The sequence below is a fragment of the Micromonospora sp. NPDC048063 genome (assembly GCF_043202855.1).
GTDB lineage: Bacteria > Actinomycetota > Actinomycetes > Mycobacteriales > Micromonosporaceae > Micromonospora.
This window is the reverse complement of record NZ_JBIDBG010000010.1, coordinates 165,072-177,992: the sequence shown is the minus strand read 5'-3', so window position 1 is coordinate 177,992 and position 12,921 is coordinate 165,072. Positions and strand designations below refer to the sequence as shown.

Sequence of the window (12,921 nt, the reverse complement as noted above, 5' to 3'; positions counted from 1 at the left end):
GAGGTAGGGTCAGATCGAGCCGAGGTCGAGCCGCCCCGGCCGGTTCCGCTGACCGCCCGACCACCGGGCGGTCGCCACGGTCTCACTGTCGGACTCCGGCGCCAGCGGCCGGCGGGCCGGCCCCGCATCCTGCCGTCGCTGGTAGACGGCGGCCAGGTGGTCCTGGAGTTCGGCGTGCCGGAACTGGTACACCACACCAGCCTGCCGCAGCACCTGCCGCCGCAGCGCCTCCCGGAACAGCACCGGGAACCGCACCGGCGGACGCCCGTGCAGCAGCAACGCGACCTGGCCGAAGCCCGTCAGCACTGCTGGGCCGAGGCCGGTGATGACGCCATACGCCGCCCCGATCACGATGCCGGACTCCGGTCCGACCGACCACGTCCCGGGCCGAGGCGGATCCGCGACGTTGAACAGCGCGAACATGACGCCACCGAGGATCACCGCAGAACTGAACGTGACCACGGTGCGGCGGCGGTCGGCCCGAAACGTACCGTCCGGGGTGCTCGCTGGTGAGTCGGCCAGCGGCGTCAGCCAGATGCCGAGCAGGCCGAACGTGACGTTGGCCCGGACGATCGACGAACCGACGATCAGGAGGCCCATGAGAGCCAACCCGGAGATCACGCCGGCGAACGGGCCGAGGACGAGTCCGACGCCCACCCCGACAACCAGCGGCGGTCCCGATCCGGCCAGCCACAGCGTCCGCAGCTCCGCCCGAGTCGGCCACCGCAGGTCCATACCGATCGGTTCGGTCGGGGTCGGCACCGAGGCGGAAGGAGAGGACGTCAGGACGAACCCGACCGCGGCGGCAGCCACGAGAAACGCGCCCAGGGAAGTCAACAACACGTCGGACCGAGCCCCGCCGGTCAACGCCACGTACGCCCCGGCCAGCACTGCCGTCGGCAGTCCGAACCCGGTGCAGATCGCAATCGATAGATCCCTGATCGGAATCCAGGTCGGGATCTCCCACCAGCGCAGGTCGCGGCGCCCCCGCAGGTGGTGAGCGAGCCAGGACAGGTAGAACAGGTGACGCTGGTCGCGCCCGCCGCGCCGGCCGGAACCGGACGGGTAGGCCCGCTCCAGGAACTGGCCGATCACGCGGACCTTCACCGCTGCCACCGAGGTGAGCCCGATCAGCTCCGCAGGGTCGGGTACGTCACCGTCCGGCCCGTCGAACGCGTCGCGGGCCAGACTCAGGATCAGCGGGGTGGCGAACGCTTCCGCGACCGGTGAGTCGGGTCGGCTGAGCAGATGTTCGGTGAGCCGGTGCCAAAACCGGCGTTGCCGGTCACTGTCGTGACCACGGCGCAGGTACTCGACGGCAGTCTCCGACTCGACCTTGTCGAGCTGGAGGACGACCGGACGCGGCAACCGTCCGCCGGCACGCGCCTGGTCGTACCCCTCGATCCGGGAGGTGAGCACGATCCGCAGCCCGGCGGCCTCGCGCGCGATCCTGGTGAGCGCGGCCCGCTGCCCCGCCGCGGGCATCTCGTCGAGGCCGTCGAGGAAGAGCGCCACCCGCTTGTGCTCGACCAGGCGGCGTGCGACCTTCGCGCCGTAGCGCGGGTGCCGCAGCGCCGGGAAGTTCGTCTCCATCTCCTCGACCACGTGGTCGAGCAGCGACCTCTCGTCCGGGTTCCACCCGCCCAGGGTGACCCAGACCGGCACCGGCGTGTCGGCGCGCTCCGGTGCCGAGGCCGGTCTGACGCACTCCTTCGCTGCCTCGATCAGCAGGATCAGCATCGTTGCGGTCTTCCCGCTACCGGCCGGGCCGAGCAGGACCAGTTGCTGGCGCTGGATCCGCCGATACAGGTCGACATACAGGCGGGTGACCACGCCTTGTTCGCCCGGCTGGTCCCCGGCCGGGGCTCGGCGGCTGGCGCTTCGACGGCGCGGAACCCGCCGAACGTTACCCCCGGGAGCGCCGAACACCTCGTGCATCGGCAGTGACCGCTGATGGTCCCGGTGCCAGGTGACCCGCACCGGGTCGGCGTTCGTACCGATGCCCTGGGCATCGGCTTGCGCTGACCACTGCGACACGGTGGCCTGGGCCAGCATGTTCGCCGCCTCCGTGACCTGTTCCGGTGCCGACAACTGCGGCTCCTCACGACCGCGCCGCCCCTCCACCACCACGATGGCCAACAGCAGCAGGACGATCGCGACCCAGGGGGCCCAGCCGAGCCACGGCGGTAGGGGGATCGTCTCAGAAGCCAGGTTGACCGCGAGGCCGAGTACGGCGGACAGCACCACGGCCAGAGGTAGAAGGAAACGCCGCATGTAGATCTCCCGCAGTCCTGACTTGGCTCTTCAGCGGTTCGGTGCCGACCCCTGGCTCCATGTGGGCACGATCCCTTGGTTGGTCGTTCCTCCTGTCCAGAGTAGAGGCCCGTCAACCAAGGGCCAGTTCGGTGATCAGTGTGATGGCGCCTGCCTGACGACCTCGTGCGTGGTTGCGGCCGGGACCGACTGTTGGCCACGCTGGTGCAGGCTGGCGGAAGGGTGAGCTGCTGGCGGTTGCGAGTTGCTCAGGAAGTTGTGGCCGGCCCCATGCCCGGAACCGCTGAGTCACGCCCCGGGGCGGGCAGTGGTCAGGAGGCTGTGGCGGGCTTTTTGGTGGGGTCGGCCGAGGTGGGGCAGTGAGTGGGGCGGCGGGTCAGGACCTGGGGGCCGGAAGCCGTGATGGCGACCGTGTGCTCGGAGTGGGCGGTGCGGGAGCCGTCGGCGGAGCGGATCGTCCAGCCGTCGTTGTCGAACTTGATTTTGTCGGTGGAGCGGCAGAACCAGGGCTCGATGGCGATGGTGAGACCGCGGTCGAGCCTCATGCCGCGACGGGCGCGGCCGTTGTTGGAGACGTGCGGGGCCTCGTGCATGGTGCGGCCGATGCCGTGGCCGCCGAACTCGGCGTTGACGGCGTAGCCGTAGGAGCGGGCGACCTCGCCGATCGCGGCGGAGATGTCGCCGAGGCGACCGCCGGGCTGGGCGGCGGTGATGCCGGCCTCCAGTGCGACCTCGGTGGCCTCGATCAGCTTCTCATCGGCCGGGTCGGGGGTGCCGACGATGACGGAGAGCGCGGAGTCGGCGACCCAGCCGTCGATGCCGGCTGCCATGTCGATGCTGAGCAGATCACCGTCCCGCAGAACATAGTCGTGCGGCAGGCCGTGCAGCACCGCGTCGTTGACCGACAGGCACAGCACGTTGCGGAACGGGCCGCGGCCGAACGAAGGGGCGTAGTCCCAGTAGCAGGATTCGGCGCCGCGTTCCTTGATCCGGCGGCGGGCGTGGTGTTCGAGGTCTAACAGGTTGACGCCGACTGCGGCGACATCGCTCAGCTCGGCGAGCAGCTCGCCGACGAACTGGCCGGTCACCGCCATCCGGCCGATCTCCTCGGCGGACTTGAGTTCGATCACGACAGCCTCCCTCTCCGGATGCGGTATTTTTATACCGGCATTTTTATACCACGTCAGGTCGGGGTGCTCCGGAGGGATATCCTGCTGGCATGGTTCGCCAACCACTCACCGCCGAACAGATCGCAGCGGGCCAGCGCCTCGGAGCCGCCCTTCGGGCCGCGCGTGCCGGCCGCAGCCTCGTCGAGGTGGCCCTGGCAGCCGGCATCTCCCCCGAGACGCTGCGCAAGATCGAGGCGGGCCGTCTTCCCGCGCCGGCATTCGGCACCGTGGTCTGCCTCAGTCAGGCCCTCGACGTCCCCCTCAGCGGCCTGGCCGACGTCTGGCTGGCCGACATGCCCATCCGCCAGGCGTCCTAGAGGCCAGCCGCCCAGATGCTCCACCAGGAGATCTCTTTCACGGGACCTCCTCATCCACGCGGTGATCGTACACATGTTCGACAGTGTGGCGAGGTGGCGTCGCGAACTTCTTGGTTCTCGCGGGAAGGCGCTTCCTGGAAGCCGTCACCGCCTTGCCGGGGCGACATGCTCTGGTGGTCCGGGTCCACCGGCGGGCGTACGGTGACCGCCTGGCGGACCCTGGACTTGGGCACCCTGGCCTGAGCCGGCGGTGCCCCCGGTCGGTCAGACGTTCACGTGGTAATGCACCGCGAAGTAGCCGGTGTTCGCCGTGGAGTTGGATGCCTCCACGCCGACCCACCCGTGGAACGTCCCGTTGTCGCCGATCACCTGGAGCTGCGGCTTGCGGTGCGAACCACCGGTGTAGCAGGTGCTCGACGTCAGGCAGGTGCACCAGTGCTCGTAGAAGTTCCGCCGGCCCGCTCCCGCGAGGTAGTAGCGGATCGGGGCGGAGGTCGCGCCGTTCGGGCAGGACGAACAGGTGGTGGTCGGGGGGCTGAGCCAGCTCAGGCAGTTCCCGTTGCATCGGGCGAACGACCGGAGGTCCATCCCGCTGGGGCCGGCGGCGCCGGTGCTTCCGCTGTAGCCGGCGTACCGGCCGGTGTACTGGGCCAGCGGGATGTTGCTGACCGGCGTGTACGCGTCGTTCGAGGCGGAACTGCCGAAGCCCCAGCCGGCGGTGACCCCGTAGTTGGAGCTGACGAAGTCGAGCCGGGCCAGGTCGCTGGCGGGCTGGCTGACCGCCCAGGTTTCCTGGACGCCCCCGCTCCAGGTGATGGTGACGCTGTCACCGGAGTTGGTGTACGTGCCGCTCAGGGACTTCACGACGCCACCGGGCTGGAACCCGGCGGCCGTCCGCACCTCGCAGTCGTGGCCGGTGCAGCCGGTCGTCCGGACGCCCGTGCCGGCGGCCCCGACGACGGTGGACCGGTTCCAGTACCAGAAGCTCTCGGTCACCGTGCCGTTGCCGAAGAAGTAGTAGGTCGCCAGCCGGACCCAGACCGGAGCGGTGGCGGGCGCGCCGGCGGCGGGGATGGCCCCGAGCGCGACGCTGTAGATGCGCCGCCCGCCGGGGTAGTCCACCGCCTGTGCGGGCGCCGGCAGGACGACCGCTCCCATGGTCAGCGCCAGCAGCGCGGCGGCGAGATACCGCCAGGTGATCCTCCGTCGACGACCCATACGTCACTCCCCCTCATGACCGACCGGCCGACGTATCGTATCTGATCGATGCCGGCCGGATGGTCCCGCGGCGCGGGACGTCCAGGGGCGACACGCTGGACGGAGCGGGGCGGCCATCGGTCCTCCTGGATACCGCAGCGGATCCGCCTTGGCGGCACCAGGGGATCGGCCGGCGGCTGGTCGAGGCCGCGACGGCGGCTTCGCCGCCGACTCCGGTTGCCGGGCCTACGAGGCGGCTGCGCCGCCGTCGGGGAAGTTCTCGGCCACCGCCACTTCCTCGATCCAGCCGAGGGCGGCGATCGCGGTGGGAAAGCCGCACGTGGTGATGGCGCCGAGGGCGACGGCGCGCACCTCGTCGAGCGTTGCTCCGTGCTCGACGGCTTTGCGAACGTTGGAGCGCACCGCCCCCTCGGCCTCGGCTCCGATCGCCATGGCAAGTCGGATCAGCCGGTCGGTCCGCTCGTCGAAGGGGCTGCGCTCACGGACGAGGCGAGCGAGCACCCCCTGCGCCTCGGCGACCTCGGGGAAACGTCCGAGGAACTGTTTGTAGATGGTGGGCAGGTAGTCGACCACGTCTCCTCCGCCGGTCTCCGTGACCTCGTCAGTCCCCACCCTAGTTGTAACGCGGGGGTGACGTTCGTTCCTGTCGCTCACCGAACCGGTGACCCGGGCCGGCGGGCGGTCGCCTCGCGCACGGCGGCCGGGGAGGCGGGAGCGGCCGGGACGGGGCCGCGGCGCCCGCGGTAGACGACGTACGGGCGCCACAAATAGGCCAGCGGCGCAGACCAGACGTGCACGAGCCGGGTGAACGGCCACAGCGCCAGGAACAGGAAGCCGCCGATGGCGTGCAGCTGGTAGACCAGCGGCGCGCCGACCATGAGGTCGCTGCGCGGCGCGAACCAGAAGACGCTGCGGAACCAGACAGCGATCGTCTCCCGGTAGTCGTACCCGCTCCCGAGCAGGTTGGTGGCGACCGTGGCGGTCATGCCGAGCGCGACCATGGCCGCCAGCGCGGCATAGAGCACCTTGTCCATGACGGTGGTCTTGCGCCGGACCCGCCCGTTGACGAAGCGACGGGCCATGAGCAGGGCCAGTCCGGCAACGAGCATGAGGCCGGTGATGGTGCCGCCCCAGACGGCGGTCAGGTGGTAGGCGTGCTCGGGGATGCCGAGGGCCTCGGTGACGGAGGCCGGCACCAGCAGCCCCATGGCGTGCCCGCCGATGACGCCGAACGCGCCGAGGTGGAACAGCGGCGATCCCAGGCGCAGGATCCGGTTCTCCAGCAGCTGGCTGGTGTGGGTGGTCCACCCGAACTGGTCGTGTCGCCACCGCCACACGTGGCCGGCGACGAACACCGACAGGCACAGGTAGGGCAGGACGATCCAGATGACGGTGTTCATCGCGGCGCCTCCGACGGGCGGCAGGTGGGGTAGGGGGCGAGGCCGACGCCGGTGAGCTCGTCGGGACCGAGGGCGTCCAGGCCGACGGACTCGACGGGCGGGCCGTCGAGGGCGAGCGCCGCGATGGCGTCCCGGTCGGCGTCGGTCAGCGCGGGCAGGGCGCTGGTGATCGCGTCGAGGAGGAGGTGGTAAGGCGTGCGGAGCTCGGCCAGCGCGGCGCGTAGCAGTTCGATACCGCGCCGGTGCTGGCGCAGCGGGGCTTCCCCCGCACCCGGGCCGACGGTCGCGGCGAACTCGAGCACGACCGGCAGCAGGTCGGGCAGCTCGCCGCCGGTCAGCCGCAGCCCGTGGGCGCGGTAGCGCTGCTGGAGGATGAGCAGCGCCATTCCCCGCTTGCGGGTGTCGCCGTGCAGGTAGTACGTCAGGTACAGGCCGGAGCGGCGGCGCAGGTCGAAGGTCTGCACGTAGTGCCGCTGCACGTCGATGGGCGCGGTGCCCAGCAGCCAGGTGAGGAACTCCTCGACCTGGCCGCGCAGCCGCGGGTGCTCGATCCGCTCGGCCGCGCCGCGCAGCTCGTCCCCGGCGGCGAGCAGCTCGGCGTCGGGGTAGTTGAGCAGCACGGAGGTGAGCTGGAACAGCCGGGTCCGATCGGCTGCGGCCACCCGGACGGTGTCGATGGCGGAGGCGGTCATGACTGGCCCCGCAGCGGGTTGATGGACAGCCCGGCCCGCCCGTCGCGGCGACGGGACACGAGCCCGCGCCGGCCGACGTGCACGTCGTCCTTGCCGTCGACGAGGTGGAAGCGCTCCACGGCCGCTGCGGCCGTCGCCTCGCCCCCCATACCGGGTCCGCCCTCGCAGTCGAGTGAGCAGCCGGTCTGCGCGGCCTGCGCCTCGAGGGCGGCGGCGTCGGCGCGGTAGGCGGTCGGGATGACGTACCGCTCGTCGTACTTGGCGATCGCCAGCAGCCGGTACATCGACTCGACCTGGCCGGCGGTCATCCCGATGCGGTCCAACAGATCCTCGGCGACGGTGCCGTCGAGGGTGCGGGCGCGCATGTACGAGCGCATGGCGGCCAGCTTCATCAGCACGCCGGCGGTGGCGTCGGCGTCGCCGGCGGTGAACAGCTCCGCCAGGTACTCCACCGGGATACGTAGGTCCCGGATGGTGTGGAACACCTCGTCGGCGTCCGTGTCGTCCCGGCCGGCCGCGCCGGCCGCGTCGAGCACCGGCGACAGCGGGGGCACGTACCAGACCATCGGCAGCGTGCGGTACTCGGGGTGCAGCGGCAGCGCGATGCGGTACTCACTGATCAGCCGCCACACCGGCGACAGCTTCGCCGCCTCGATCCACTCGTCGGGCATGCCAGCGTCGCGGGCCGCCTGTTGCACCGCCGGGTCGTGCGGATCCAGGAAGACGTCGCGCTGGGCATCGAGCAGGTCGCGCTCGTCCGGTACCGATGCGGCGGCGAGCACGCCGTCCTCGTCGTAGAAGACGATGCCGAGGTAGCGCAGCCGCCCCACGCACGTCTCGGAGCAGATGGTGGGCTGCCCGGCCTCGATGCGCGGAAAGCACAGCGTGCACTTCTCGGCCTTGCCGGTGGCGTGGTTGACGTACACCTTCTTGTACGGGCACGCCGACACGCACATCCGCCAGCCCCGGCACTTGTCCTGGTCGACCAGCACGATGCCGTCCTCTTCCCGCTTGTACATCGCGCCGGAAGGGCAGGCCGACACGCACGCCGGGTTGAGGCAGTGCTCGCAGATCCGCGGCAGGTGGAACATGAAGGTCTTCTCGAACTCGAACCTGACCTTCGCCGCGGCGTCGGCGGGCATACGCGCGATGTTCGGGTCGGCGTCGGCGCGCTCGTGGGCGCCGCCGAGACTGTCCTCCCAGTTCGCGCCCCACTGCACCGACATGGGCTCGCCGGTCAGGGCGGAGTACGGCCGCTTGACCGGCGTGTCGGTGAGGCCGGCGGGCGCGCTGACGAGGATGTCCTTGTCGAAGGTCGCCGGCTCGTAGTAGTCGTCGAGCGACGGCAGGTCCGGGTTGGCGAAGATCCGCGTCAGCCGCTTGACCCGCCCGCCGGAGCGCAGGGTCAGCCGCCCCTTGCCGTCGAGCTTCCACCCGCCGTGCCAGCGGTCCTGGTCCTCGTAGTGCTTGGGGTATCCGATGCCCGGCTTGGTCTCGACGTTGTTGAACCACACGTACTCGGTGCCCTCACGGTTGGTCCAGGTCTGCTTGCACGTCACCGAGCAGGTGTGGCAGCCGATGCACTTGTCGAGGTTCATCACCATGGCGACCTGCGCACGAATCCGCATCAGTACTCCACCTCCTGGTTGCGACGGCGGATCACGGTGATCTCGTCGCGCTGGCTGCCGATCGGGCCGTAGTAGTTGAAGGCGTAGGTGAGCTGGGCGTGCCCACCGGCGAGGTGGGTGGGCTTGATCAGCAGCCGGGTCATCGAGTTGTGGTAGCCGCCGCGGCGGCCCTTCTCGGCCTTCGGCACGTTCACGGTGCGCTCCGGCGAGTGGTACTGGAACGACGTGCCCTCGGGCATGCGGTGGCTGACCACCGCCCGGGCGACGACGATGCCGTTGCGGTTGTGCGCCTCCACCCACTCGTTGTCCCTGACGCCGATCTTCGCGGCGTCCTCGACGCTCATCCAGATCACCGGCCCGCCCCGCGACAGCGCGAGCATCAGCTCGTTGTCGTGGTACATGGAGTGGATCGACCACTTGGCGTGCGGGGTCAGGAACCGCACCGTCACGCCGCCGTCCACCAGCTCGCCGGGCCTGCCGAAGTGGCGCGCCATGTTCAGCGGCGGGCGGAAGGCCGGCAGCTGCTCACCGAGCTCGGCGATCCAGTCGTGCTCGACGAAGAAGTGCTGCCGGCCGGTGAGGGTGTGCCACGGCTTCGACCGTTCGACGTTGAGGGTGAACGGCGAGTACCGGCGGCCGCCCTTCTCCGACCCCGACCACTCCGGGCTGGTGAAGACCGGCTGCGGCGCGTCCTGGGTGTCCGGGTACGAGATCCGGTCCTGCTCGTGGCCGGCGACCAGGTCGACGAAGGGCTGCCCGGTACGCTCCTCCAGGGCGGCGAAGCCGGCCGCGGCGACCCGGCCGTTGGTGGTGCCGGACAACGCGAGGATCGCCTCGCACATCCGGTCGGCGGTGGCCAACGACGGGCGCCCGGCGAAGGGGCCGTCCGGGACCACGCCGTTCTGGTGCCGCAGGTATTCGATCTCCGCGGTGACGTCGACCGTGATCGCCTTGGTGGTGGTGCCGAGGGTGTCCAGCAGCGGGCCCACCGCGCGCATCTTGGCGCCGATCAGCGAGTAGTCGCGTTCGATCTCGACCAGCTTCGGCATCGTGACACCGGGTACGGGCTCGCAGTCGCCCGCCTTCCAGTCGCGTACCCGGCCGCCGGGGGTGGCCAGCTCGTCCGGGGTGTCGTGCTGCAAGGGCACCGCGAGGACGTCCCGGCGCACACCCAGGTGAACGCTGGCGAGTTCGCTGAACCGGTCGGCGAGGGCGAGGAAGGTGTCGTAGTCGGTGTGCGCGTCCGCCGGCGGCTCGACGGCCGGGCTGAACGCGTGCACGAACGGATGCATGTCGGTGGTCGAGATGTCGTGCTTCTCGTACCAGGTGGCGGCCGGCAGGACCATGTCGGCGTGCAGGCCGGTGTTGGTCATCCGGAAGTCGATCGCCGTGAGCAGGTCCAGCTTCCCGGTCGGCGCCTCGTCGCGCCAGACCACGTCGCGGGGCCGCTGGCCGGGGGCGCACTCCTCCGCGCTCGCGAGGGAGTCCACGCCGAGCAGGTGCCGCATGAAGTACTCGTTGCCCTTGCCCGAGGAGCCCAGCAGGTTGGCCCGCCACAGGGTCAGGCACCGGGGGAAGTTCGTCGGGTCGTCGGGGTCCTCGGCCACCGCCTTGAGCCGGCCGGCCCTCAGTTCGTCCACCACGTACTGCTGGACCGTGCGGCCCGTGGCGGCCGCCTCGTCCGTGAGGTCCAGCGGGTTGCGGTTGAAGGCCGGGTGGCCGGGGCTCCAGCCCATCCGCTGGGCGGCCGCGACCGTGTCCGCGAACGACATCCCGGCGAACCGGCCGGTACCCAGCGGTGACGACAGCTCGTCGGCGGGCACCCGCTCGTAGCGCCACTGGTCGGTGTGCAGGTACCAGAACGGGGTGGCGGCCTGGTGGCGCATCGGGCGCTGCCAGTCGAAGGCGAACGACATGTGCTGCTGGCCGGTCAGCGGCCTGGCCTTCTCCTGGCCGACGTAGTGCGCCCAGCCACCCCCGTTGACGCCCTGGCAGCCGGTCAGCGTGACGAGCGAGATGAAGGCCCGGTACGTCATGTCGGAGTGGAACCACTGGTTCGCGCCGGCGCCGATGACGATCATCGAACGGCCCCGGCTGCGCTCGGCGTTGCGGGCGAACTCGCGGGCGATCCGGGCGGCGAGCGCAGCCGGCACGCCGGTGATCTGCTCCTGCCAGGCCGGGGTGTTCGGGGAGTCCACGTCGTCGTACCCGGTCGGCCAGTCACCCGGCAGGTCGCCGCGGCGCACCCCGTACTCGGCCATCAGCAGGTCGAACACGGTGGTGACGAGGTGGTCGCCCACCCGGGTCACCGGCACGCCGCGGCGCATCGTGGTGCCGCCTTCGGTGTCGCCGACGTCGAAGCGGGCCAGGTCGACCTCCACGGCGTCGTCGGTACGGCCGAGCAGCCCGAGGGCGGGCACGACATCGCCGAGGTCCAGGTTCCACCGGCCGGCGTCGTGGGCGCCGTAGCGGAAGCCGAGCGAGCCGTTCGGCACAACCGGTTCGCCCGTACGCTCGTCGATCAGCACCGTCTTGTGCTTGCCACCGTCGTCGCCGAGGTCGGCCGCGGTGAGGAACCGGTCGGGCGTCCACCCGCCGCCCGCGCGCTGCCGGAGCGTGACCAGGAACGGCAGGTCGGTGTACCTGCGCACGTAGTCGGTGAAGTACGGCACCTGCCGGTCGCGGAAGAACTCGGCGAGGACGACGTGGCCCATCGCCATGGCGAGGGCGCCGTCGGTGCCGGGGTGCGGGGCGAGCCAGTCGTCGGCGAACTTGACGTTGTCGGCGTAGTCCGGGCTGACCGCGACCACCTTGGTCCCCTTGTAGCGGGCCTCGGCCAGGAAGTGCGCGTCCGGGGTACGGGTCACCGGGATGTTGGAACCCCACATCATCAGGTACGTGGCGTTCCACCAGTCGCCCGCCTCCGGCACGTCGGTCTGGTCACCCCAGATCTGGGGCGAGGCGACCGGCAGGTCGGCGTACCAGTCGTAGAAGCTGAGCAGCGTGCCGCCGAGCAGCGCATGGTAGCGGGTGCCGGCGGCGAACGACGCCATCGACATCGCCGGAATCGGCGAGAAACCCACGACCCGGTCCGGCCCGTACGTCTTGGTGGTGTAGACGTGCGCGGCGGCCATCATGGTGATCGCCTCGTCCCAGGTGGCACGGACGAAGCCGCCGCGCCCGCGCTGGCTCTTGTAGGCCCGTGCCTTCAGCGGGTTCTCCACGATCTCGGCCCAGGCTGACACGGGGTCGCCGAGGCGCTGGTACGCCTCGCGGAACATCTCGGCAAGGACCCCGCGCACATACGGGTGGCGTACCCGCGACGGGGAGTACTCGTACCAGGAGAAGGAGGCGCCCCGGGGGCAGCCGCGCGGCTCGTAGTCCGGCGAGTCCGCACCCGTCGTCGGGTAGTCGGTGGCCTGGTGCTCCCAGGTGATCAGTCCGTCCTTGACGAAGACGTTCCAGGAGCACGAGCCGGTGCAGTTGACGCCGTGGGTGGAGCGGACGACGCGGTCGTAGCGCCAGCGGTCGCGGTAGAACGACTCCCAGCCGTTCTCCTCGACCTGGTGCAGGGTCCGACCATGGTCGCCGGTCGTCGTCCCGGTCAGGAAGCGGCGAGCGGCCAGCAACGGCGCCACGCCGGGAACCTGGTCCGTCGCGGGAGGCTGGGCGGCGTCCGGCGAGCGGTGTGGTGACACGGTGGTCACTCCTTCGGCGTCGAGTGAGGCGACGGCCCGTGGCGCGTCGGTGCCGCGCTGCCGCGCCGCACCAGCCCAGCCTCCAGTGCGAATACCTTCGGATCGGGAGGCAGCGGTCCTGAGCCGGAAGGACCAAAGTCCTGATGTCGCGGGAACGGCGGTGGCAACGTCCGGTAGCTGCTGCCCTTTTGCGCGATCCCACGCCGTACGAGCACGTCATGGGAGCAGTCCGGGGCTCATCGGCCAGCGATCCGGTGCCGGATCGCGAACCCTGCGGAGCGGGGTCACGTCGGCACGCAGGTCGTCCAGCACGTCCACGGAGACAGTCATGAGGTGGCAGGGTGACGGCGGCCGAACTGCCGCGAGGCCGTGGTCACGGCACGGGCTGGCGGTGACTCGGGAAGAGCCCGCTCACGAGCGGGCGAGCGGGCCAGGCTCCGCCTCGCCCTACCGGCCGGTCAGCAGGGCGCAGCCGCCGGCGGCGAGGGCCGGGGTCCGCCAGCACGGCTGGGTGGAGCTGGCGCT

9 protein-coding genes are annotated in these 12,921 nt (G+C 70.9%); 1 reads left to right on the top strand and 8 read right to left on the bottom strand.

The features are described from left to right. Positions 1–9 precede the first annotated feature (9 nt). Together ACGFZ2_RS23610 and map are read right to left on the bottom strand one after the other, a co-directional pair. Positions 10–2,274 carry an NACHT domain-containing protein gene (locus ACGFZ2_RS23610; RefSeq protein WP_393456879.1) on the bottom strand — a complete coding sequence of 755 codons (2,265 nt, stop codon included), beginning with the start codon at positions 2,272–2,274 and terminating at the stop codon, positions 10–12. A 311-nt stretch (positions 2,275–2,585) separates the two neighbouring features. Next, positions 2,586–3,404 carry a type I methionyl aminopeptidase gene (gene map / locus ACGFZ2_RS23605; protein WP_393263836.1) on the bottom strand — a complete coding sequence of 273 codons (819 nt, stop codon included), beginning with the start codon at positions 3,402–3,404 and terminating at the stop codon, positions 2,586–2,588. An 89-nt stretch (positions 3,405–3,493) separates the two neighbouring features. Between map and ACGFZ2_RS23600 the strand changes: the two genes are divergently transcribed. Then, positions 3,494–3,760: a helix-turn-helix domain-containing protein gene (locus ACGFZ2_RS23600; protein ID WP_393263524.1), complete on the top strand. Its 267-nt coding sequence runs from the start codon at positions 3,494–3,496 to the stop codon at positions 3,758–3,760. Positions 3,761–4,024: 264 nt separating this feature from the next. On the opposite strand, the gene ACGFZ2_RS23595 is transcribed toward ACGFZ2_RS23600, so the two are convergent. The 6 genes from ACGFZ2_RS23595 to ACGFZ2_RS23570 form a co-directional block, all read right to left on the bottom strand. After that, positions 4,025–4,978: a hypothetical protein gene (locus ACGFZ2_RS23595; RefSeq protein WP_393263522.1), complete on the bottom strand. Its 954-nt coding sequence runs from the start codon at positions 4,976–4,978 to the stop codon at positions 4,025–4,027. Positions 4,979–5,203: 225 nt separating this feature from the next. Beyond that, a complete protein-coding gene (locus ACGFZ2_RS23590; protein ID WP_393263518.1) occupies positions 5,204–5,551 on the bottom strand; it encodes a carboxymuconolactone decarboxylase family protein in 348 nt (115 codons plus the stop codon). A gap of 77 nt (positions 5,552–5,628) precedes the next feature. After that, positions 5,629–6,378 (bottom strand): respiratory nitrate reductase subunit gamma, encoded by a 750-nt coding sequence (gene narI, locus ACGFZ2_RS23585; protein WP_393456876.1) that lies wholly within the window; start codon positions 6,376–6,378, stop codon positions 5,629–5,631. Next, positions 6,375–7,070, bottom strand: a complete 696-nt coding sequence (narJ, locus tag ACGFZ2_RS23580; RefSeq protein WP_393263514.1) for a nitrate reductase molybdenum cofactor assembly chaperone — start codon at positions 7,068–7,070, stop codon at positions 6,375–6,377. The genes narI and narJ overlap by 4 nt, the downstream gene beginning before the upstream one ends. Continuing rightward, entirely contained in the window at positions 7,067–8,698 is a 1,632-nt protein-coding gene (narH, locus tag ACGFZ2_RS23575) for a nitrate reductase subunit beta (protein ID WP_393456873.1), read from the bottom strand. Before narH ends, narJ begins: the two co-directional genes overlap by 4 nt. Then, on the bottom strand, positions 8,698–12,396 hold the full coding sequence (locus tag ACGFZ2_RS23570) for a nitrate reductase subunit alpha (RefSeq protein ID WP_393456870.1): 3,699 nt from the start codon (positions 12,394–12,396) through the stop codon (positions 8,698–8,700). Before ACGFZ2_RS23570 ends, narH begins: the two co-directional genes overlap by 1 nt. Between the last annotated feature and the right edge of the window lie 525 nt (positions 12,397–12,921).